24 protein-coding genes are annotated in these 23,498 nt (G+C 35.4%); 10 read left to right on the top strand and 14 right to left on the bottom strand.

The window, feature by feature from the left end:
• Window positions 1-4: 4 nt before the first annotated feature.
• From QSV08_RS17460 to ileS, 3 genes are all read right to left on the bottom strand, one after another.
• Complete coding sequence (locus QSV08_RS17460; RefSeq protein ID WP_324024989.1) at window positions 5-562, bottom strand: DUF4097 family beta strand repeat-containing protein; 558 nt, start codon at window positions 560-562, stop codon at window positions 5-7.
• A gap of 102 nt (window positions 563-664) precedes the next feature.
• On the bottom strand, window positions 665-1,048 hold the full coding sequence (locus tag QSV08_RS17455; protein WP_303598756.1) for a TraR/DksA family transcriptional regulator: 384 nt from the start codon (window positions 1,046-1,048) through the stop codon (window positions 665-667).
• Between the two features lie 3 nt (window positions 1,049-1,051).
• Entirely contained in the window at window positions 1,052-4,450 is a 3,399-nt protein-coding gene (gene ileS / locus QSV08_RS17450) for an isoleucine--tRNA ligase (RefSeq protein ID WP_324024988.1), read from the bottom strand.
• A 187-nt stretch (window positions 4,451-4,637) separates the two neighbouring features.
• On the opposite strand from ileS, the gene QSV08_RS17445 reads away from it, so the two are divergent.
• Window positions 4,638-5,087, top strand: coding sequence for a hypothetical protein (locus QSV08_RS17445; protein ID WP_324024987.1), 450 nt, complete (start codon window positions 4,638-4,640; stop codon window positions 5,085-5,087).
• A gap of 56 nt (window positions 5,088-5,143) precedes the next feature.
• Here QSV08_RS17445 and QSV08_RS17440 read toward each other — a convergent pair whose 3' ends face one another.
• The 5 genes from QSV08_RS17440 to QSV08_RS17420 all read right to left on the bottom strand — a co-directional run bounded on the left by QSV08_RS17440 (window position 5,144) and on the right by QSV08_RS17420 (window position 11,470).
• On the bottom strand, window positions 5,144-7,555 hold the full coding sequence (locus QSV08_RS17440) for a TonB-dependent receptor plug domain-containing protein (RefSeq protein ID WP_324024986.1): 2,412 nt from the start codon (window positions 7,553-7,555) through the stop codon (window positions 5,144-5,146).
• Entirely contained in the window at window positions 7,548-8,276 is a 729-nt protein-coding gene (recO, locus tag QSV08_RS17435) for a DNA repair protein RecO (protein ID WP_133674169.1), read from the bottom strand. The genes QSV08_RS17440 and recO overlap by 8 nt, the downstream gene beginning before the upstream one ends.
• Window positions 8,277-8,396: 120 nt before the next feature.
• Window positions 8,397-9,740, bottom strand: a complete 1,344-nt coding sequence (gene gdhA / locus QSV08_RS17430; protein ID WP_324024985.1) for an NADP-specific glutamate dehydrogenase — start codon at window positions 9,738-9,740, stop codon at window positions 8,397-8,399.
• A 160-nt stretch (window positions 9,741-9,900) separates the two neighbouring features.
• Complete coding sequence (locus QSV08_RS17425; protein ID WP_324024984.1) at window positions 9,901-11,055, bottom strand: cystathionine gamma-synthase; 1,155 nt, start codon at window positions 11,053-11,055, stop codon at window positions 9,901-9,903.
• Window positions 11,056-11,086: 31 nt separating this feature from the next.
• Window positions 11,087-11,470, bottom strand: coding sequence for a hypothetical protein (locus QSV08_RS17420; protein ID WP_324024983.1), 384 nt, complete (start codon window positions 11,468-11,470; stop codon window positions 11,087-11,089).
• Between the two features lie 94 nt (window positions 11,471-11,564).
• Between QSV08_RS17420 and QSV08_RS17415 the strand changes: the two genes are divergently transcribed.
• Window positions 11,565-12,308, top strand: coding sequence for a DUF3298 and DUF4163 domain-containing protein (locus QSV08_RS17415; protein WP_324024982.1), 744 nt, complete (start codon window positions 11,565-11,567; stop codon window positions 12,306-12,308).
• Here the strand turns inward: QSV08_RS17415 and QSV08_RS17410 are convergent.
• Window positions 12,305-12,769 (bottom strand): DinB family protein, encoded by a 465-nt coding sequence (locus QSV08_RS17410; RefSeq protein ID WP_324024981.1) that lies wholly within the window; start codon window positions 12,767-12,769, stop codon window positions 12,305-12,307. The genes QSV08_RS17415 and QSV08_RS17410 overlap by 4 nt on opposite strands.
• Before the next feature lie 133 nt (window positions 12,770-12,902).
• Here QSV08_RS17410 and QSV08_RS17405 point away from each other — a divergent pair, with 133 nt between their 5' ends.
• Window positions 12,903-13,256, top strand: coding sequence for an arsenate reductase family protein (locus tag QSV08_RS17405; RefSeq protein ID WP_324024980.1), 354 nt, complete (start codon window positions 12,903-12,905; stop codon window positions 13,254-13,256).
• Window positions 13,253-14,155 (top strand): DMT family transporter, encoded by a 903-nt coding sequence (locus QSV08_RS17400; protein WP_324024979.1) that lies wholly within the window; start codon window positions 13,253-13,255, stop codon window positions 14,153-14,155. Before QSV08_RS17405 ends, QSV08_RS17400 begins: the two co-directional genes overlap by 4 nt.
• Here QSV08_RS17400 and QSV08_RS17395 read toward each other — a convergent pair.
• Together QSV08_RS17395 and QSV08_RS17390 are read right to left on the bottom strand one after the other, a co-directional pair.
• Window positions 14,152-14,769, bottom strand: a complete 618-nt coding sequence (locus QSV08_RS17395) for a GntR family transcriptional regulator (protein WP_324024978.1) — start codon at window positions 14,767-14,769, stop codon at window positions 14,152-14,154. The genes QSV08_RS17400 and QSV08_RS17395 overlap by 4 nt on opposite strands.
• Before the next feature lie 106 nt (window positions 14,770-14,875).
• On the bottom strand, window positions 14,876-15,349 hold the full coding sequence (locus QSV08_RS17390) for an acyl-CoA thioesterase (RefSeq protein WP_324024977.1): 474 nt from the start codon (window positions 15,347-15,349) through the stop codon (window positions 14,876-14,878).
• 122 nt (window positions 15,350-15,471) lie between these two features.
• Between QSV08_RS17390 and QSV08_RS17385 the strand changes: the two genes are divergently transcribed.
• The 5 genes from QSV08_RS17385 to trxA all read left to right on the top strand — a co-directional run bounded on the left by QSV08_RS17385 (window position 15,472) and on the right by trxA (window position 19,241).
• The gene (locus tag QSV08_RS17385) at window positions 15,472-16,446 is read left to right on the top strand and encodes an NAD(P)H-dependent flavin oxidoreductase (RefSeq protein ID WP_324024976.1); all 975 of its coding nucleotides are present in this window, start codon (window positions 15,472-15,474) and stop codon (window positions 16,444-16,446) included.
• Between the two features lie 24 nt (window positions 16,447-16,470).
• Window positions 16,471-17,433: a YheT family hydrolase gene (locus QSV08_RS17380; protein WP_324024975.1), complete on the top strand. Its 963-nt coding sequence runs from the start codon at window positions 16,471-16,473 to the stop codon at window positions 17,431-17,433.
• Window positions 17,434-17,591: 158 nt separating this feature from the next.
• Complete coding sequence (locus QSV08_RS17375) at window positions 17,592-18,071, top strand: c-type cytochrome (RefSeq protein ID WP_324024974.1); 480 nt, start codon at window positions 17,592-17,594, stop codon at window positions 18,069-18,071.
• 138 nt (window positions 18,072-18,209) lie between these two features.
• Window positions 18,210-18,899, top strand: a complete 690-nt coding sequence (locus QSV08_RS17370) for a DsbA family oxidoreductase (RefSeq protein WP_324024973.1) — start codon at window positions 18,210-18,212, stop codon at window positions 18,897-18,899.
• Window positions 18,900-18,944: 45 nt separating this feature from the next.
• Window positions 18,945-19,241 carry a thioredoxin gene (trxA, locus tag QSV08_RS17365; protein ID WP_276493382.1) on the top strand — a complete coding sequence of 99 codons (297 nt, stop codon included), beginning with the start codon at window positions 18,945-18,947 and terminating at the stop codon, window positions 19,239-19,241.
• On the opposite strand, the gene QSV08_RS17360 is transcribed toward trxA, so the two are convergent.
• Complete coding sequence (locus tag QSV08_RS17360; RefSeq protein WP_324024972.1) at window positions 19,238-20,278, bottom strand: lactonase family protein; 1,041 nt, start codon at window positions 20,276-20,278, stop codon at window positions 19,238-19,240. The genes trxA and QSV08_RS17360 overlap by 4 nt on opposite strands.
• A gap of 218 nt (window positions 20,279-20,496) precedes the next feature.
• Between QSV08_RS17360 and QSV08_RS17355 the strand changes: the two genes are divergently transcribed.
• Window positions 20,497-20,775 carry a hypothetical protein gene (locus tag QSV08_RS17355; RefSeq protein ID WP_324024971.1) on the top strand — a complete coding sequence of 93 codons (279 nt, stop codon included), beginning with the start codon at window positions 20,497-20,499 and terminating at the stop codon, window positions 20,773-20,775.
• A 24-nt stretch (window positions 20,776-20,799) separates the two neighbouring features.
• On the opposite strand, the gene QSV08_RS17350 is transcribed toward QSV08_RS17355, so the two are convergent.
• A complete protein-coding gene (locus QSV08_RS17350) occupies window positions 20,800-22,425 on the bottom strand; it encodes a SulP family inorganic anion transporter (protein ID WP_324024970.1) in 1,626 nt (541 codons plus the stop codon).
• A gap of 83 nt (window positions 22,426-22,508) precedes the next feature.
• Window positions 22,509-23,483 carry a phytanoyl-CoA dioxygenase family protein gene (locus tag QSV08_RS17345; protein ID WP_324024969.1) on the bottom strand — a complete coding sequence of 325 codons (975 nt, stop codon included), beginning with the start codon at window positions 23,481-23,483 and terminating at the stop codon, window positions 22,509-22,511.
• Window positions 23,484-23,498 lie beyond the last annotated feature (15 nt).

Raw genomic sequence — 23,498 nt, 5'->3', positions numbered from 1 at the left:
AATATTATTCGGTTTTAGTGAGATCTATATTTCCTGTAACAGTTTCTAATGTAAAAGTAGAATTTCCTTTTGGTATGAGATTCGCAGAAACCTCACCATACTTACTTGTAGCGCTTATCGCAGCCGCTGAAGAAAAGACTTTAATATTACCACTTTGAGATTTTATTTCAGCTTCGGCCTCTATATTATTCAATACACATGTGCCGTCTGATAATGAAACATGCAATTTATTATAACCCCCATCTAATTCTACCCTAGTATTGGTACCATAGATTTCTAGATTTTTATACGAAGGAATTCTTAATTTCAATGAAATTGAAATTACTTTATGAGCACTTAGTTTATCATTAGGATTTTCGAAATTCGGAGTAAAGCCTGTTTCAACAAAAAGGGTAGAACCATTAGTGGAGACTTCTAAATCTAGGTCTTGACTATATTCACCCTCCATTTCTGCTACAATACTAATTTCATTGCTCTTACCTGTTTGCACTTCTACAATAAAGCAGTTGGTAGCATCAACCTGAATAAAATCAATATGATCTGCTAAAATATTTTCATACATTTTCTTTTGGGCGCTAAGCCCAATAGAAAATAAAATCACGAAATATAATAGGGAAACTTTCAAAATAATAGCTATTAAAAAACGCCCCTAAAGGCGTTTTAATTATGACTGCATATTTTTGGCTTCAATACTTAATGTAGCATGTGGCACAAGTTTTAACCGCTCTTTATTGATTAGTTTACCTGTAACACGACATACACCAAAGGTCTTATTTTCTATGCGTAACATCGCATTCTTAAGATCACGAATAAACTTTTCTTGTCGAATAGCTAATTGCGTATTTGCTTCTTTGCTCATCGTCTCTGAACCTTCTTCAAATGCCTTAAAGGTAGGCGACGTATCATCGGTACCATTATTACCATCGTTCATATAAGCACTTTTCAAGAGCTCTAAATGGCTTTTTGCCTTTTCTATCTTCTCTTCGATCAGTACTTTGAATTCTGCCAAATCTTTGTCAGAATACCTTACTTTTAAATCTTCTGCCATCTTTTAATGTTTTTCAATAAACAATTTAGTGTTCACCTCGTCAAAAGCAATTTCTACGCCTTTGTCCAATTTTTCTACAAATTTTAATTCAGCCGTTAAAGTCTCTGTTTTAATATACTCTACATTATTTTTTACAGCAACTTCTACAAAACCGTCTTTTAATACTTCGATTGCAATTTTATCTGTAACCTCAAAACCAGAATCTTTTCTAATATTCTGAATTCTGTTGACCAACTCTCTTGCAATTCCTTCATTTCTCAACTCTTCATTAATTGTCACATCTAAGGCAACAGTTAATTTACCAGAGGTCGCTACCATCCAACCTTCAATATCTTGAGAAGAGATTTCTACATCCTGTAACTGTAAAGTAATACTTTTATTTTCTAATTGGATTGTTAATTCGCCATCCTGCTCAATTTTTTGGATGTCATTTTGATCAAAACCATTGACAACTTGAGCAATTTGCTTCATTTCTTTACCAAATTTCGGACCTAAAGTCTTGAAGTTAGGCTTAATACGCTTCACCAGTATTCCTGATGCATCATCTAACAGTTGAATTTCCTTAACGTTAACTTCAGATTTTATTAATTCTGACACTGCTTCAATTTCTTCCCTGTCTTTATTATCAAGCACAGGAATCATTATTTTCTGCAATGGCTGACGCACTTTTATTTTCTCTTTCTGACGGATTGATAATACTAAAGAAGAAATTATTTGCGCTTTCTGCATTTTAACTTCTAAGCTTTTATCAATAAGTGACTCATCTGCAACAGGGAAATCTGCCAAATGCACACTTTCAAAACCATCTTTTACCGTAGCTTTATTCAAATCTAAATACAATTGATCCATAAAAAATGGCGCTATTGGTGCTGATAATTTTGCAACGATATCTAAACATGTATATAAGGTTTGGTATGCCGCAATTTTATCTGTTGCATATTCTCCTTTCCAGAAACGTCTTCTACACAAACGCACATACCAGTTACTTAGGTTCTCTTGAACAAAATCTGATATTGCTCTTGCAGCACGTGTAGGTTCATACTCATCGTATGCCGTATCTACAGTTATAATCAATGAATTTAATTCTGATAAAATCCAACGGTCTATTTCTGTACGTTCAGCCATCGGCACATCAGCTTCGGCATAAGTGAACTTATCTAAATTAGCATATAAACTAAAAAATGAATAGGTATTATATAATGTGCCAAAGAACTTACGCTTTACCTCAGCGATACCTTCTGTATCGAATTTCAGGTTATCCCAAGGGTTGGCATTACTGATCATATACCATCTTGTAGCATCTGCACCATGCTCGTTCATCGTCTCAAAAGGATCTACGGCATTGCCTAATCGCTTAGACATTTTCTTACCTTCTTTATCTAAAACGAGTCCGTTAGAAACCACATTTTTATACGCAACTGAATCGAATACCATCGTTGCAATTGCATGCAATGTATAGAACCAACCACGAGTTTGATCCACACCTTCTGCTATGAAATCTGCAGGAAATGTTTTCCCTTCATCTATCAAATCTTTATTTTCAAATGGGTAATGCCATTGTGCATAAGGCATTGAACCACTATCGAACCAAACATCGATTAAATCACTTTCACGCTTCATTGGTTTACCTGATGCAGATACCAATGTAATTTGATCAACTATGTTCTTATGTAAATCAATTTTATCGTAGTTCGCGTCAGACATATCATCAACAACGAAGTCTGCATAGATATCTTTTTCTAATACTCCCGCTTCAACTGCTTTGGTCATTTCTGACTTTAGCTCTGCTACAGAACCAATGATAATTTCTTCTTTACCATCTTCTGTTCTCCATATCGGTAATGGAATACCCCAATAGCGAGATCTTGAAAGATTCCAGTCATTTGCATTAGCCAACCAATTACCAAATCTACCTTCACCAGTTGCTTTTGGTTTCCAGTTAATGGTTTGGTTCAATTCAAACATTCTATCTTTTACATCGGTCACCTTAATGAACCAAGAATCTAACGGATAATATAATATAGGCTTATCTGTACGCCAGCAGTTTGGGTAACTGTGCACATACTTTTCAACCTTAAAGGCTTTATTTTCTTCTTTTAATTTAATGGCAATTTCAACATCTATAGAACGTTCTGGCGCTTCACCATCTTCATAATATTCGTTCTTAACATACTTACCACCCAACTCTTTTAACTCTGGTCTAAACCTACCTTGCAAGTCAACCAAAGGAACCAAGTTTGCATTTTCATCTAACACTAACATTGGTGGTATTTCAGGTACTGCCTGCTTTGCTACAAGAGCATCATCTGCACCAAAAGTAGGTGCTGTATGTACGATACCTGTACCATCTTCAGTAGTTACAAAATCACCAGCAATTATTCTAAATGCGTTTTCTGCATTTTCATAAGGAAGCACATAATCCATTAACTGTTCATAACGAACACCCAATAAATCTTTTCCCTTAAACTCTTTTACAACATAGAAAGGAATTTTCTTATCACCAGACTTGTACTCTAACAACTCTGATTTCTCTGATACTTCTTTAAACTTCCCTGAAAATTGTTTCCCTACCAAATTTTTGGCAAGAACCACATTCATTGGCTCAAAAGTGTATTGATTGTAAGATTCAACTAATACATAATCAATTTTAGAACCTACAGTCAATGCTGTATTCGAAGGCAATGTCCAAGGGGTAGTCGTCCAAGCTAAAAAGTAAACTGTGCCTTCATTCTGTAAGAAATCTGGCAATGTTTCTTCGACAGCTTTAAACTGAGCAGTTACCGTAGTATCGGTCACATCTTGGTAGGTACCTGGCTGATTTAGTTCATGAGAACTTAAACCTGTTCCTGCCTTTGGTGAATATGGCTGTATCGTATACCCCTTATATATTAAATCTTTTGAATATATCTGTTTTAGCAACCACCAAACAGTTTCCATGTACTTGGACTTATAGGTAATGTACGGATCTTCCATATCTACCCAATACCCAACTTGTTCGGTCATCGAATTCCAAACATCCGTATATCTCATTACCGCTTTTTTACAAGCCGCATTATATTCTTCTACAGAAATTTTAACTCCGATATCTTCTTTCGTAATACCCAGTTCTTTCTCAACACCTAATTCAATAGGAAGACCATGGGTGTCCCAACCAGCTTTACGCTTTACTTGAAAACCTTTCATAGTTTTATACCTTGGGAAGATATCTTTAATGGTTCTAGCCATTACATGATGAATACCCGGCATACCGTTTGCTGATGGCGGACCTTCATAGAATACATAACTATCTTTACCCTCTCGAGAAGATATACTTTTTTCAAAAATGGCATTCTTTGACCAGTAGTCAAGTATTTCTTCTGCGACCTTTGGTAAATTCAATCCTTGATATTCTGTGAACTTCATACAAAATGCTTATGGTACTAGGTTTAAAAGGCTGCAAAATTATAAAATTTTGATCAAAAAGGAGTGTATTGAGGGTACTGAAATACCTATAAACCATGTATTAATGGATTTATTTGGGTCTAAAACATCCAAAAGTTAAATTTCTACGTATATTACCACGAACAATTAACCATTTAAGTTTACAAAAATGAAAAAAGTAATTTTAGGATCATTAGCAATTTTAGCACTTAGTTTATCTGTTTCTTGTAGAGATGCAGCTGATAAAGCAAAAGCTGCAACAGATGAAGCAGGAGCTGCATTAGAAAATGCTGGTGGCGATTTAAAAGAAGCTGGCGAAGGTGCAATGGATGCTGCTAAAGAAGCTGGTGAAGAAGGTATGGATGCTGCTAAAGAGGCTGGCGAAGGCGCAATGGATGCTGCTGGTGATGCTGCTGATTCAGTAAAAGAAGCTGGTCAAGAAGGTATGGATGCTGCTAAGAAAGCTGGTGAAGATACTATGGATGCCGCTAAGAAAGCAGGTCAAGATGGTATGGATGCTGCAAAAGAAGCAGGTAATAATGTAAAAGATGCTGCTAATGATGCAGCTGACAAAGCAGCTCAAAAAGCTGAAGATGTAAAAAAGGCGGTTAAACACTAACAATATCCTTTTTTTTATAAATTAAAAAGACCCGCTAATACCGGGTCTTTTTTTATTTAAAAATGATACCCAACACCAAGAATTATATTTATACCTGGCGCAACTAAACCAGAAGAATATGTTTTATACCGCTGATCAGTTAAATTTTCTAAACTTGCGGTTACCTTAAATCTATTGGTTACATCATATTGGGAGCGAAAATTTAAAGTATACCAAGATGGTGCAAACGGGTTTCCATTTTCATCTGCAGCATAAATATACTCTTTAGACTGTTCTGAAACCGCAAGATCATCATACGCAATTTCTCCATTATAATTCAAGAACAAATCTGTGCGTAGTCTTTGATTTTTCCATACGATGTGGAAATCCCCAAAGGTTGGTGCTGCATGACGTGCGGGAGTTTCTGAACCATCATCTTCCTCTTCTACACCTTCTGTAAATGTCAAGTTAGATGATATCGACCATTGTTCGGTCAAATAAGCCTCTAACCCAAATTCAAAACCATAAACATAGGCTTTAGCTGCATTTTGAATTGCCTGCACATTACTTAATTCGCCACCATATTCAATTTCAGAAACTCCATTGTAACTAAAATCTCTACGTACCAAAGCGTCTACTAAATACGTGTAATATGCCGCACCCTTTAATATGATCTTATCATTTATATTTCGCTGAACACCTATTTCAGCATTATACGCATACTCAGGCTCTAAATCAGGATTTGGCACGACCACCGACCCTGGTTCAGAATCAAAAATTTTACCGACATCATCTATATTCGGAGCCCTAAAACCTGTAGATCCATTTAATGTAACCTGTAGATTCGCTCTGGGGAACCAACTAAAACCTATACTACCTGTTAATGCTCCTGTACTTAAATCTGCGGTCTCAAACGGAAAATCATAAAAAGTATCATCAAAAACAGCATCTACCCATACATGGCTATATCGCAAACCAGACATGATTGTGAAATTAGGCTTAGCTTTATACTCTCCATTTGCGTACCCCGCTAAGCTTTGCCAAGTAGACCCGTCTGGGTAGCGTGATGCAGCATCGGTTTTTTCGTCAGTATTAATATTTAAATCAAAACCATTTGACCTTACTTTATTATAGATATACTCAGTACCGTAATACAGCCTAAAATCGCCAATCTTCTTATTCTCAAGGTCAATATTAAAGTTTACCGCATCTACTTTTTCTTTGGTTGTATTTCTTATCGCATCTTGAAAATCTCTATTAATTCTACTTTCTTCAAAATGCTGATATGCCAAACCTAATTTTAAACCATCATATACTTTTCCGTTTCCTTTTTTCTGAACCTGCGCATTACCCATAAACCACTTCTGCGGTCCATAATACCATTCTGCTGAACGCAAGCCCAAACCATCACTTGTAGGTCTAATTAAACGGTCATATCTAGAATAGTCTGAAGTTTCTGAGTAATAGGCTCCTAAGTTCAAATCCCATTTAGCATTGGGTTTAAACAGAAATTTCTGCATGAAGTTTATTTGATCATAACCTGTTGATACTTGCTTTTTAGGAGAATCATTTTCCACCAACTCATCAATACCATTTACAGTTTGCACGTATGTATTTCTTAAATAAGAATCTGGGCCGTGAGAACCCATTCTTAAATCTTGAAAATTATTATACGTCATACTTGTAAGTGAAGACCATGTTTTTTTACCTAGGTTAATATCTGCATGTACGGTATTCTCCATATTCGCCGATGCAAATCTATAATTGGCATTACCGTGCACCAAAAGGCTATCATTCTGCGATAACATGGGTTTTTTAGTGTAAAAATTCATTACTCCACCAATTGCATCACTACCATATATAACCGAACCCGGACCAAAAATAACCTCTGTATTCTTGATGGTGAAGGGATCAACAGATATTACATTTTGCACATTACCACCTCTAAATATGGCGTTGTTCATTCTAACGCCATCAACAGATAGCAACAATCTATTTGTGGCAAACCCACGGATCATAGGGCTACCACCACCCATTTGGCTTTTTTGGACAAATACCTTACCACTATTTTGGAGTAAATCGGCAGCTGTTTGCGGCGCAGAAAAAGCAATCGACCTTGCATCTAAAGAAATTATTCTATTGGGAATGTCTCTTTTTTGCTGCTCCCATTTAGAAACGGACATTACCACTTCATCTAATTGCTGAGCCTTCATAATCAAATAAGCAGTGTTACCTTGTCTTTGCAATTGCTGCTTAGTGGTTTTAAATTCTTGATAACCAATATGCTTTAGTGTGATGCGTTCTTTACTTGTAAATACAGAAGCATCAAAAACCCCATCGAATTTCGATAGCGCAATCTTAGATTTATCTTTGTTGTATACAGCCACATTGGAAACCTCTTCACCACTATCGGCATCTAGCACGATAATTTCTTGAGCATTACCAAAACAACAACATAAAAAAAGTGCTATAAATAGGTACTTATACATAGGTATTAAAAACATCATTTAAAACGGCAAGCGACTTTGGTTTTCTAAATCCTTGTAAATGCAATTCAAAATAAAGGATTAAAGATTTCAGTAATTCTTGGCGATTATTTTTCTTCATCTTCACGGTATGCATTGCATCAAAATTTGTGCCCAATAAGGTCTTGAAATAATAAATATTCTCTCCTCTTAACATTGGGTTCAATGATTCGACGGCAGCAAACTCCCCTTCTAACAAATCGAAATAGGGCTTATCTATCTGATATACATCTGGATAAAAGCCTAAAAAGCGTGTCAATGACAACATAAAATAGAGATGAAAATTAGCCACATCTTTATGCATATCCAACCATTGTAATGATGCTTCTAAAAACTGGAACAAATCTTCATTTTTCTCTTCTTCTCGTATGCTATTGCCCAATAACTCTGCTAAAAACAATGTCATGGCATTTTTAGCCATGTCTGCATATAAAGTTTGATAGTGATAAAAAACCTTCGCTTCTTTTAGCGTCTCTAATGTGCCTTTGTTCTTGTGGTTGGCAACAATCTCTAATTGCGTTAAGGGCTGAAAATAAGCGGTTTTTAATTTGCCTTTCTTTGAAGATAACACCCCTCGCAATAAATATGACTTAATTCCGTCTGATGCTGTAAAGGCTTTGACAATAAGACTTGTATCGCCATATTTAATTGCAGAAAATATTATAGCCTTTGTGGTTACCTGCATATTAGAACATCTATTTTAACAAAGATAGTTGATTGAAGCTTGGTGACAACCTTGCATAAAAAAATGCGAGACCCTAAAATAGAGTCTCGCATTATATGTTTATTATCGTAAAATTAAGTTCTAGATAACACCCTGTGCTAACATGGCATCGGCTACCTTAACGAAACCAGCAATGTTGGCTCCCTTTACATAGTTACAGAAACCATTCTCATCTTTACCGTATTCGATACAAGAATCGTGAATATCTTCCATAATGTCTTTTAAACGTTCATCAACCTCTTCACGTGTCCAGCTAATTCTTAATGAATTCTGAGACATTTCTAGACCAGACGTTGCAACACCACCTGCGTTTGAAGCTTTACCTGGTGCAAACAATATTTTTGCGTTATTGAATTCATGAACAGCATCTGTATCACAAGGCATGTTAGCACCTTCTGCAACACACATACATCCATTTTTCAATAACTTTTTAGCATCATTTTGGTCCAACTCGTTTTGGGTAGCACATGGTAATGCAATATCACATTTTACTTCCCAAGGTGTTTTCCCTTTATGAAATTCAGCAGAAGCATATTTATCTGCATATTCAGAAATACGACCTCTTCTATTATTCTTAAGATCCATTACAAAGGCAAGCTTCTCATCGTTCAAGCCATCTTTATCATAAATATATCCGCTAGAATCTGAAAGTGTTACCACTTTAGCTCCTAATAAAATTGCTTTTTCAGCTGCATACTGAGCAACATTTCCTGATCCAGAAATTACTACTGTTTTGCCTTCAAAAGTTTCGTTTTTTGTCTTTAGCATACTTTGTGCAAAATACACAGTACCGTAACCTGTAGCCTCTGGTCTAATTTTAGAACCACCCCAAGAAAGACCTTTACCAGTTAATACACCGGTAAACTCGTTACGTATCTTTTTGTACATACCAAAAAGGAAACCTATTTCACGAGCACCAACACCAATATCACCAGCAGGTACATCTGTATTAGGACCAATATGTCTATTTAATTCTAACATAAAGGCATGGCAAAAACGCATTACCTCATCATCAGATTTACCTTTTGGGTCAAAATCAGAACCACCTTTACCACCACCCATTGGTAATGTTGTAAGACTGTTCTTAAATACTTGCTCAAAAGCTAAGAATTTAAGAATACTCGCATTTACAGTTGGATGAAAACGCAAACCACCCTTATACGGGCCTATTGCTGAGTTCATTTGTATTCTATACCCACGGTTTACATGAATTTCACCTGCATCATCAACCCATGCTACTCTAAATGAAATTAAACGTTCTGGTTCTACCATTCTTAAAAGAATGTTCTTACCATTATATATGTCTTGATTTGCAATATATGGTATAACAGTTTCTGCAACTTCTTGCACCGCTTGTATGAATTCTGGTTCGTGACCATTTCTGGCAATAACCTCATCCATAAATGCTTTTATTTTATTCTCCATAAAGCCTTTTAAACTTATTTAAATTATTGATTTCAAAGTATAACGTCAAAATTATGCTATTTGTGTAATTTGATAGCTTATTTTTTTAAAAATCGATAAAAATTGTTGTTTTGACAACAAACTACCTATTCTTACTACATATAATTTAACGTTTAGGCTATTATTCTATTGCTTGCTCTAAATCTGCTATTAAATCATCAACATCTTCAATACCAACACTTAATCTAATCAACGAATCAACCACTCCGCTTCTAAGTCGTTCTTCTTTTGGAATACTTGCATGGGTCATACTTGCAGGGTGACCCGCTAAACTTTCTACACCACCTAAAGACTCTGCCAATGTAAATACCTGTAGCTTTTCTACAATCTTAATGGCATCGTCATAACTACCACCTTTAGGTACAAAAGAAATCATGCCACCAAAATCTTTCATCTGCTCTTTAGCTATACGATGATTAGGGTGGTCTTCGAAACCTGGCCAGTACACCTTTTCAATTTTAGAATTTCTTTTAAGGTATTCGGCAATCGCCCTACCATTTTCACAATGGCGCTGCATACGTACGTGCAGTGTTTTTATTCCTCTTAAGACCAAAAAACTATCCATAGGTCCACAAACGGCACCACTTGCATTTTGTATAAAATAAAGATTATCGGCTAATTCTTTGTCTTTGACCACTAGTGCCCCAACAACCGTATCGCTATGACCACCAAGATATTTGGTAGCTGAATGCATTACTATATCTGCACCCAGTTCTAACGGCAATTGCAAATAAGGGGTAGCAAAGGTATTATCTACCGCTAGCAAAATATCTGTCCCTTTAGTTAGGGCTGCTACTGCTTTTATATCTATAATGTTCATCATTGGGTTGGTAGGCGTTTCTACCCAAATCAACTTTGTTTTCGTATTTATTTTATCACGTACAGCATCTGTACCTTGCATCCCTACAAAATGAAAAACGATACCAAACTTTTCAAATATCTTTTTGAATATTCTATATGTCCCTCCATAAAGGTCATCTGTTGAAATTACTTCATCGCCTGGGGCTAACAATTTAATGACCGCATCAATCGCTGCAATACCACTACCAAAGGCTAAACCAAATTCACCACCTTCTATACTCGCTAAAGAATTTTCTAGTGCTGTTCTTGTTGGGTTGGCACTTCTAGAATATTGATATCCCTTATGACCACCTGGTGTAGTTTGGGCATATGTTGATGTTTGATATATAGGTGGCATAACCGCACCATATGCTTCATCTGGTTGTTGACCACCATGTATGGTTTTCGTATTGAACTTTAAATTTTCAGAAGCCATATTCAAGTATTTATAAAGGTTAGTTTTAATATTATTCAGGTTTCCAAACTATATAATTCTCAATTCCTTCATCAGTTTCTTCCTGAACCAAATTCCACTTTAGAAATGAAGCAATATTTATGAATACTCTTTTCACTTCATTGAAATCAATCTGTTCTCCTTTTGCACAGACAATACTGATCAAATTAGTCTTTTTCGGATGAGTATCACTTTCTGTCCAATTATCTAAACTTTCAACATTCAAAAGCAATAATTGAGTGAAAGGGAAAGATTCGGTGTTTTTGAATTCATATTCATTTACCGGGCGTAACTCTGGTATTTTATCGATAAAATCTCTCAACTCTTGTGTATCATAAACGAAATTCAATTTTTCGTCCTTATATAAGTTTAAATAATAATACCTATTTGACCACATTTCGGTTTTCTTTCAATGATACACAACACAAATGTATTGTTATCTTTCGGGGAATACAATGAAGCTGTATTTTTACATTAAATCTAATCTCTCCATGAAATCTAAGCTTACCTACCTACTTATTTGTTTTATACTTATTGGCTGTAATAATAAGAACACCCTTTCTTTTGAACCATTGACCATCGCTACTGATTCTTGCGATAATTGCACCTCTGTTCGTATCGAAATACCTGAGGCAACTGGCAAAACAAAATTAAGCAAGACTATCAATGCTGCCTTAGAAGGTGAGATTATTGCATTACTAAATTTTGATGAGGAAAGTAATGCTCAAAATCTTGAAGAAGCCAAAGAAGCTTTTTTATATGATTATGAAGAACTCAACGGAAAATTCCCTGAAGAATCTATGCCTTGGGAAGCTACAATCGAAGGCACTATAACTTTCGAAAACGAAAATATTATTACAATCAAATTAGAATCTTACATCTATACCGGTGGAGCACATGGTTATGGCACCAACAGGTTTTTAAATTTTGATAAAACTAGTAGCAAAGAATTATACCAAGAAGATCTATTCAACAACTTAGACGATTTTAAAACATATGCCGAGACGCTTTTTAGAAAGCAAGAAAACATACCTGTAGAAGGTTCTATAAACAATACCGGTTTTATGTTCGAAACTGAGAATTTCTATTTGCCTGACAATTTAGGGTATACCGAAGTCGGACTCCTACTTTTCTACGAGCCTTACGAAATAGCTTCCTTTGCAGATGGTCCAATTACACTAACTATACCTTATATAGAAGCAAACACTTTTTTAAAGTATCCGCAACAACCTTAAGCCAATTGCTTCAACAATAGGGTAATTTGCCCAAGGTGAAGACCTTCGTGCAACAAATTAAATACTATCGCATCATCAACATTTTTAAGGGTAACACGCGCGCTGGTTTTATACTCGTTGAATGTTTGAAAAAGTGCAGTATCGTAATCTTCTATAAGCCATTCTGCTGTAGAAATTAAAAAATCTGCAACCATCATCATTTCTTCATCTGTAGCTGTGCCATCTGGCACGGTACCTTTACTAAATTTAGCAACCAAATCTTTAGGTATACGCATTTGTAATCCGCTTAACTTATAGATAAGAACTTGTTGTGTTGCTACCGTATGTGCTATATTCCAATACACATTATTATTGAAACCTGCTGGTATTTCAAGAAGCTTTTCTTTAGGTGTTTTTGTTAATATCGCATGTAGATTTCTACGATTTTGCAACATAATCTCAAATATATTCTCAGTCATCATTTCACATTTTATGCTTTGTAAAAATAGCACAATTAATGATATTTAAGTTTCTTTGTATTTCTAAAGCCTACATCCAATAACAGAGTTTTTTCTTTCGGAAAGATAAAAAGCATCATCCTAAGCACTCAAGGTCATGAAAAAAATATACCATTTAAGCACTTGTTCTACTTGCCAACGTATTATCAAAGAACTACAACCACTTACAGGTTTTGAACTTCAGGATATAAAAACAGAACCTATAACGCCTTCTCAGCTCGAACAAATGCATAGTCTTTCTCACAGCTACGAAGATTTGTTTAGTAAAAGAGCTGTTTTATACCGAGAGCGAAATCTTAAAGAACAAAACCTTTCAGAAGAAAATTTTAAAGAGCTGATATTAGAACAATACACCTTTCTAAAACGACCTGTCATTATTGTTGATGACCAAATTTTCATAGGAAATAGTAAGAAGATAGTAGAAGCTGCTAAAACAGCTATTCACTCTTGAGCAAAAGATTACTAGCCATACTCGCTGCTATTGGGGCAACTACCATTTATGGAGTTAACCATACTATTGCAAAAGGTATTATGCCACATTATGTGCAACCCTTCGGATTTATAATTTTAAGGGTTCTCGGTGCAGCTATTCTATTTTGGTTGATTTCACCTTTAGGACCAAAAGAACGTATTGACCCTAAAGATTACTTACGTATGTTGATTTGTGCCTTATTAGGTATGGCTTTAAACATGTTGGTATTTTTTAAAGGTCTTTCACTCTCTACACCCATAAATAGTGCTGTGCTAATCACCACCACACCTATTGTAGTGTTAATTCTGTCGGCAGTAATTTTAAAAGAAAAAATATCAGGAAGAAAAATAATCGGGATCACTGTCGGATTACTTGGTGCCTTAGGCCTAATTTTGTTCGGCACCGAAGTTAGACAAGATGCCCCAAATATACCTCTAGGTAATTTCTTGATCTTTTTGAACTCTATGTTCTACGGATCTTATTTAGTATTGGTAAAAATACTGATCAGCAAATATCATCCGTTTACCTTCATGAAATGGCTATTTTCTTTGGGTGTACTTATATGCCTACCTTTTGGATACCAAGAATTCACAGAAATTTCATGGAGTACTTTACCTTTCGAAGCTTATTTCGGTATTGGTTTTGTAATTCTCGGTACAACTTTCTGCACCTACCTCTTTAATATTTTTGCACTTACCCAATTAAAAGCCTCTACCCTAAGCGCTTTTGTATATGTACAACCATTAGTTGGTATAGCCTATGCTGTATTTACAGGCCAAGACACTATTACTACAGTAAAAATTATTGCTGGTTGTTTTGTTTTAGTCGGTGTATATCTCTCTAGCAAAAGACCAAAAAGACAACTACAAGAGAATTAAACATGTGATTGTTTTGCGTTTTCTAAATTGTTCGACAATACTTCAAAAGCCTTAATCTCATCGCGGTGATGCATAGCAGACACTAAATCAAGATGTTCTTGTAAAATTATATTCAAAGGTCTGTTTAGACCCACAAGATCCATAAAAGGCAGTATTTTGGCTGACTTATACATTTGATATAATGTTCTATTACCACAATTCTTTACAATATACTCGTGAAAGTATCGATCGATTTTATAGAACACATATCCGTTTTTAGGTCCATTTTCAAATGGTACTAATAAATTTCTTAAATCGTCAATTTTAGATTGCGGTGCATTGCGTGTAAAAAGTTTAACCGCCATCGTTTCTAATGCTATTCTGCAATCGAACATTTCAGCGATTTCTTGCTCACACAATTCTCTAACAGAAAGTCCATTATCTAAGCTGCCAACCAGCAAACTCTCTTGTTTTAATTGTAACAACACTACTGGCACAGTATTGTCATTAATACTTAAGGTGTGCGATAGCCTATGCTCAGTAATAAGTTGCCCCGGCACCAACTTTTTGGTTACAATCAACTTTTTTACTTTACCGTATGTATCTTGAAATATTTCTTCTGGTAGGCTAACCATTAAGTAAATATGTTATTATCGGTTATTGATCACTCAACAGTCAAAGGGGGAGTACGACTGTAATTTATTGAATCATTTAAAAATAAAGTTTTTAACACTACAATTCCTATAAATTTTTAGGAATTTTCAAAAATTCTCTTGTATGTTCTTTTGTGAGCACTCTAAAACCTTCTCCTTTTTCGAAATCACTGAATTTACTCATCAATTCTTCTGCCAATCCCGTTAGCTTTCTAGACTCTAAACTGATCCATGATCCCATCATTTCACAACGTGCTATATTTTCTCCTTTGTCATTGTAAAAATTATGGTGGAACTCAAAAAATTTACCATCTTCACTTAGCCCCATAATCTCTAGAGAAACTTTGACTTGATTACCAAGAAAGGCTTCTTTAAAATAATACATGTGTTCATAAAATGCTACAGGTCCTATTTTATAAGTCACCATGGTCTTTTGATCGAAGCCCTGCTCCATTAAAAAAGCCATTCGTGTGTGGCTCATAAGATTAACATATGCCGAATTTGCTAAATGTCGATTTGCATCAATATCACTCCATCGTACTTCAAAATCCTTCGTATACATTTTAATAATTTTTGTTATGCATGCATAATACCTTATAAAAATAACATAGTTTTGAAATGTAAGAACTAAAAAACATCGTTTTTTATAGTTATTTTTAAATCACGTTCAAAATTTACATCACTATGTCAAATAAACCCGCTTTCATTAAAGAGTTATCATTGCCTGTAGTTGCAGCCCCAATGTTTTTAATTTCTGGACCACAATTGGTAATTGAATGTTGTAAAAATGGTATCGTTGGCACTTTCCCTGCATTGAACCAACGTACTAGTGAAGGTTTTGAAGAATGGCTTATTGAAATAAAATCTGCCCTAAAGACCTTTGAAGAAGAGACAGGCAAAAAAGCTGCTCCGTTTGGCGTAAACTTAATTGTACACGCCACAAACCCAAGATTAGAAGCAGATGTAAAATTATGTGTGAAGCATAAAGTACCCTTGATCATCACTTCTTTAGGTGCTGTTTCGCAAGTAGTCGATGCGATTCATAGTTATGGCGGATTGGTTTTTCACGATATCATAAAAAAACGTCATGCCGAGAAAGCTGCTGAAGCTGGTGTAGACGGATTGATTCTTGTTGCTGCCGGCGCAGGTGGTCATGCCGGTACTATTAATCCAATGCCTTTAGTTGCCGAAATAAAGAAATTCTACCATAAAACTATTCTTCTCTCGGGATGTATAAGTACGGGTAGAGATATTGCTTCTGCCCTTCAAATGGGTGCCGACTTAGCATATATGGGTACGCGTTTTATCAATACAAATGAAAGTAAAGCTACACCTGAATATCGACAAATGATTATTGATGCAGGTGCTAGCGATGTGGTGTATACCGCTTCAATTTCTGGTGTACATGCCAACTTTCTAGGCGCTAGTTTAAAAGCGGCAGGTATTACCGAAGAAGATCTTAAGAAAGATGTGAAAATAGATTTTGGTAAAGAATTAGATACCGAAGCTAAAGCTTGGAAAACAATCTGGTCTGCAGGGCAAGGTTCTGCTCTTATTGACGATTCTGTACCCGTTGCCGAATTGGTATCTCATTTAAAAACGGAATTTAAAGATGCTATCGAAGAGCAGATTAAAGTTCTAGAAACATATCCGAAGTAAATAAAAATTTTACCTTTCAAACAAATGCCTTTAGTTAACTCTACATATAATCCGCCTCTATTTTTTAAGAACGGGCATCTATCTACCATATATTCTGGGTTAGTTAGAAAAGTAGAAGACTTAGATCAAATACGAGTTCGTATTACATTACCTGATTCTGATTTTTTAGATACGGACTGGAGCTACGCTTCATCTACATCCAAAAAATTGGTTATTATAATTCATGGATTAGAAGGCAGTTCTAAACGAGCTTATATGAAGGGCAGCGCAAAAGCTTTGACAGAATCTGGATATGATATTTGCGCTATAAACCTTAGAGGATGTAGTGGCACAGCCAATAAATTATATCGCTCTTACCACTCTGGAGCAACCGAAGATCTACATGCTGTTATTGAACATGTTTTACAATTAGATAAATACCAAAATATTTACTTAAATGGCTTTAGCCTTGGCGGTAACCTTCTACTTAAATACTTAGGTGAAAAACGAGAATTACCTACTGAAATCAAAGGGGCGGTTGCTATTTCAGTGCCTTGCCAATTAGCAGATTCGCTTGACCAATTATTGCAGTTTAAGAACGCGCTATATGCCAAAAGATTTAAAGGTAACATCATCATAAAACTAAAACAGAAACAACAATTGTTTCCTGATCTCATCTCAGATACAGATATTGAAAATATTAAAACTCTTAAAGATTTTGATGATTTTTATACGAGTAGAGCTCATGGTTTTACCGATGCGATGGATTATTACGCCAAAAGCAGTAGTCTTCAATTTTTAGAAAATATTGATGTACCTACTTTAATTATCAATGCTTTAAATGATTCTTTTTTAGGGTCTGAATGTTATCCTATAGATATTGCCAAACAACACAGCAGCCTTTTTCTAGAAACGCCTAAATATGGTGGTCATGTTGGCTTCTACGGTAACGATAACTTCACCTATACAGAAAGGCGCACGTTAGAATTTTTAGATAACATAGAGTAAGGTTAACGAACAAATATAAAATCGCCAACACAAATTGTTACTTACTTAAACTTATTAGTTAAAAACTTAGCTCGATACGTATTAAAACATACGTCGACCCGCAAAAATTCATATATTAGTCCCTCAATTTACAGACAACAATTAAAATATAGTAACGTATGCGCAAATTATTCACTTTATTAGCTCTTAGCACAATGATCATTAGTTGTGGCGAGAAAAAGGAAGAGAAAAAAGAAGGTTTTGAAATGAACAGAACCAAAAAAGAAGCAAAAGCTGAAACAGCAAGTGAAGGTGTACCGGTTGATTTAGACAATAAAGGTGTAGGCCCTATTACCAGTGTTACTTTTGACGAGGCAGTAAACGAAGAAATGGCTGCTGCAGGTAAAGAAAAATTTCAGACAATTTGTACTGCTTGCCATATGGCAGAGCAACGTATGATCGGGCCGGCATTAAAAGGTGTTTACGAACGTAGAAGTCCAGAATGGGTAATGAACATGATTATCAATCCTGATAAAATGTTGAAAGAAGATCCTATTGCAAAGGCATTATTGAAAGAATACAACAATGCAATTATGCTTAATCAGAATTTAAATGAAGAGGATGCTCGTAACTTAGCAGAATACTTACGTACGCTATAAAGTTAAACGCCAACCTAATACCGAAAACCCTTTCATGAAAATGAAAGGGTTTTCTTTTTTCAACAAATACTCTTTGTTACTTATAAAAGTATGTTCTCAGTACTTTTTACGACCAATTAGGTATTAAATGATTGATATATGCAAAACGATAAAATAAAAATAGATATAGTTTCTGATGTTGCTTGCCCATGGTGTTATGTTGGTAAGAAAAGATTAGAAAAAGCAATAAAAGAATGGGATGGTGCCGAGATAGAAATTGAATGGCACCCATTTCAATTAGACCCGAACATACCAAAAGAAGGACTAGACAGAGATACTTACCTAACCAATAAATTCGGTAGTGTTGACGGACCTCTTGAAATGACCAAACGCTTACAAGAGAGCGGAAAAGAAGAAGGCATTAACTTCAACTTTGGTAAAGAATGGTTGGCAATTAATACCCTACCATTGCATCAACTATTACACGTTGCTGGTGAGGAGGGGTTTAAAGATGCTTTGAAAGAACGTTTAATGAAAGCGTATTTTGATGAAAATCTTCACCTGAACGAGATTGATGTTCTGATTGCTATTATGGCTGAATATGATTGGTCGCCAGAAAAAACAGAAAACATTCTAAATGATGATGCTATTGCGTATGCTGTAAAACAAGAAATTGCCCATTACCAGCAACGTGGTGTTAACAGTGTACCTTTCTTTATCATCAATGATAAATTCGGAATTAGCGGTGCTCAACCACCATCTGCATTTTTAGAGGCTTTTCAACAAGTAGCGCCGTTAAAAATAATTGCTACAGGTGATAGTTGTGATCCATCAACAGGAATTTGCTAACTTAACATTAGCTAAAAATTAGTATTAATTTATAAAACAAAAGATATGAAATCATCATTTTCTGATATCATAAAAGGAGACACTCCGGTTTTAGTAGACTTTTTTGCTGACTGGTGTGGACCATGTAAAACGCTAGCTCCTATTTTAAAAGATGTAAAAGGAGATTTAGGCGACGCTATTAAAGTCGTAAAAATAGACGTAGATAAGAATCAAACATTGGCATCTCAATACCAAGTTAGAGGTGTACCGACTATGATCCTTTTTAAAGACGGAAAACAGGTTTGGAGACAATCTGGCGTAGTCCCTAAAAATGACTTGCTACAGATTATAAAATCTAATTAATAGAATTTTAAACATACTGGACTAGGCAAATCAACCTGGCTAACAAAACTTAGAGTGCCATTTTCTGAATCTCTATTAAAAACAACAATATTGTTGCTTCGTTGATTTGCTACCAGTACATATTTACCTGTAGGGTCTATAGTGAAGTTTCTTGGCCAATCGCCCTTTACAGACTCTCTACCTACCAATTCTAATTTTCCGGTAGTTTGGTCTACTTTAAATATCACTACAGTATTTTCTCCTCTATTTGTACCATAAAGAAATTTGCCATCTGGTGATAAATGAAGATCGGCGCAAAAACTCTCTTCTTCAAAATCTGATGCTACTGTATCATAGGTTTTCTTACCATAATACTTACCATCTTCTTTCTGAAACATGGTTATGGTAGAGTTTAATTCATTGATTACATAAAGAAATTCTTCATTCTCTGATGTTACAAAATGCCTAGGACCAGCACCTTCTGCAACCACTAATTGTTTTTGTTCGCTTGGAACAAAATTGCCGTCAGACACTTTATATTTCTTAATTCGGTCTAGACCCAAATCAGACACTATCAATTCATCATTTAAAAATGATGCCATGTGTGCATGTGCCGTTCTACTTGTGTCTAACACCTTATGATCAATAACTTGTGGAGACGGCTTAAGATTCCCATTTTCTAAGGCGTTATATACCGATACATTACCTCCTGTATAATTTGCTACCGCAACTAATTTTCCATCATCACTAACACCTACAAAACACGGGTGTGCACCATGCGTAGATTGCTCCTCTACGTTAACAAGAGAAGTATCTTTTACTCTAAATGTGGTAATTGAACCATCTTCTTTTTTATAATCATTGACCTCACTTACGGCATATAAAGAATTTCTATCTGGAGAAAATGCGATAAAAGAAGGGCTTTTAATTTTCGCTGCTAATGTTTTATTTATCAATTCACCTGTGTCTAAATTTAAATTGAATCTGTAAATACCTTCACTACCATTATCAGTATATGTTCCTACAAACAAAACCTCTTCATTTTTTGACTCTTCCACCTTACAACTGTTTAAAAAAACTATTCCAAAAATTGCGATAAGCAAACTGACTTTATTCTTCATATTTCTAATGCTCTAATCTAAAAAAATTCCGCTCTATAAAGAGAAAAATCCATCTTCTATTAAGATCATTAAATGTATAAAAGAATTGTTCAAAAACTAAGAATAATTGAATTTCATGTAACAAAACGGTCAATTTTACTACATATAAGAAAGAAATGACGATGGGATACGGCGGACAACCAATGAAAGTAATAAAGGCAAATAGGGCGCTACTTAAAAAAAGTAGAAGCTTTAGAGATTTGCGTAAAGATTATTTAGACTACTCTCAAGAAACCAAATTACACTTTAAAGAACTTACCGATGTAGAGCGTAAAATAGTACGTGATAAAATAAGAGCTCAAGCCAAAAAAGACAGCATACAAGAAATAGGAATCTATATTCTTTCAATTGCTATAGTTTTAGCTGCCTTCTATGCTATCTATTATTTTAGTTAACAACACGGAAAAGAATGCAAACACCTATAAACCCCAAAGATTAAAAGGGTTTTTAGTTTCTGGACCTTTTGCTTTTGAAAGAGGCTTATTAACCATAACCTTATAGGTAGGATCTTCCATAACATTTACATCAATAATGTCTTCAGCATCATTTAAAAGGCTAATACAATCTTTACTTAAGTGCCTTAAGTGAACTTTTTTACCTTGGTCGGCATATCGTTCTGTTATTCTATTTAAGGCTTCAATTGCCGACATATCTGAAACTTTACTTTCTGCAAAATCTATAATCACCTCGTCTGGATCGTTTGCCACATCGAACTTTTCACTAAACGCAGTTACAGAACCAAAAAATAAAGGTCCGTAAATCTCATAATGTTTTACCCCTGCTTCATCAACATATTTTCTAGCTCTAATTCTCTTGGCACTTTCCCAAGCAAATACCAATGCTGAAATTATTACACCTATTAAAACTGCTAACGCTAAATTGTGTAAAATAACGGTAATTAAAGTAACCAATATCATTACAAAAATATCTGGTTTAGGCATTCTTTTCAATGCCTTAAAACTTGCCCATTCGAATGTACCAACAGCAACCATTACCATAACTCCGACCAATGCAGCTATAGGCACCAATTCTATTACCGGTGCTCCGAACAATATGATTACCAATATCGTTAACGCAGCAATTATACCTGACAACCTTGCTCTTGAACCTGCCGATAGGTTAACCAAGGTTTGTGCAATCATTGGACAACCACCCATGCCACCAAAGAAACCGTTCAAAATATTTGCGCCTCCTTGCGCGAGACACTCTCTATTACTGTTTCCTTTTGTACCTGTAATCTCATCTACCAAGTTCAACGTAAGCAAACCTTCAGTTAAACCTACAGCTGCCATTATTAATCCGTAAGGCAAAATAATTTTAAAGGCTTCTAATGTAAAGGGAATCGTTGGTATGTGAAAAGAAGGCAAGGTACCACTAAGCGACTTTAGAGCTTCTCCTGGTAATGTGTCTTGATTTATGATATCTACTACTTGTTTGGTTTCTATATTTAGAAAATATACTACTAGAAACACAACAATGATTCCTATTAATGAAGCCGGGACTGCTTTCGTAAGTTTGGGAACAAAAACAATTATTGCAATGGTGAACAGCACCAAGCCTACCATAGTATATAATGTAGTACCTGTTAGCCAAACTGCAGCATCACCTACACCAACTTTAAATTGGTCCATTTGTGCCATAAAAATAATAATGGCCAAACCATTAACAAAGCCAAACATAACGGGCTGAGGAACTAATCGAATAAATTTACCCAGCTTTAAAAAACCAACAATTAATTGAATAACACCCGCAAAAGCAACTGCTGCAAATACGTATTCTAAACCATGAGAATTCATTAATGCCATTAGTACCACTACAGTTGCACCAGCTCCACCAGAAATTAGCCCAGGTCTACCTCCAAATATCGCCGTAACCAATCCCATAATAAAAGCACCGTACAAACCTACTAATGGTGAAAATCCTGCAAGAATGGCAAACATCAATGATTCTGGAATCATTGTCATTGCAACCGTTAATCCTGCTAAAATTTCATTTTTATAGTCTACTTTTTGTTTGAAATCGAATAAATTGAAAATCTTCACCATGTGCCTCTAACTTTAAAGGGCGCAAAAATAGTAATATTTACTGGCCTCACCACAAACCTATTGATTATTAACAAATTATCTATCTACCAGCTTGTTATGCCCAATAATTTCTCTCCTAACGGTGATAATTTAGCAGTATCATATTTGGTTTGTTCCCATTTACGCGGATCACCCGGAAAAGCATACCCCTCAGGCGCGATTTTGTTCTTCCATGAATTTACTCTCCAATTACGCATTTCTTCATTTTCTGGCTCAGCAGGCATCATTGAAATGTACTGCGCTATTCGAACTTTATCTTTTGATTTATTTGGTCGAATACCGTGTGGTTCTGTACTATTGAAAATCAATAAATCGCCAGCCTTCATTTTTACTTTTACAATTTTATCTTCTAAACCATCTAATGAAGGTTGAAAACGGTCGCGGTCTTGTGGCTGTGTCAATTTCCAAGAATCATAATTACGGTACAACCATGGTATACATTGAAAGCCGCCCATATTCTCATCTTCTTGATCAGCCAATGCCAATACTCCTTGAACGTTTTGTGGTTTTGTTTCCGGATCATAATCCCAATGTATAAATCCTTCCTTATCTACACCTGGTGGTAATGGAAAATTTAGATTTGCACGATCAATAGTAACCCACAACTTTTCCGTACCCCAAACATCTACAAAAGCATCATATACTTTTTGCGTTTGTCTATTATTCCATAAATGTTGATGGTTATATACCTCAACCATTCCGGTTCCGGTTAGTTCTTTCATTTGCATTTCTGCTCTTGGCGGTGCATACCATGTTGAAGAATCTGTCGGACTCTTTTCATCAAACTCCCAAAGAAAATCTGCCGTTGCTTTAGCTTGCTCTAGCGGTACTGCATTTTTTATAACTATGTATCCGTTCTCTATCCAGAATTTCCAATCTTCTTCGCTGAGTATACGAAGTGGTTTACCGTTAGATCGATCATTCAATTTTTGTTTACTGCTTGTTGCCGTTGACGGGTTACCTGGCATATCCTTATGCGCTTTATTACCCTGCTCAACTTTGTTGTTTGTTTGTTGCATCGTATAAAAATTTAA

It is taken from the genome of Maribacter sp. BPC-D8 (genome assembly GCF_035207705.1).
GTDB lineage: Bacteria > Bacteroidota > Bacteroidia > Flavobacteriales > Flavobacteriaceae > Maribacter.
Note: the sequence above shows the minus strand (reverse complement) of the source record. Positions and strands in the feature narration are given on the sequence as shown.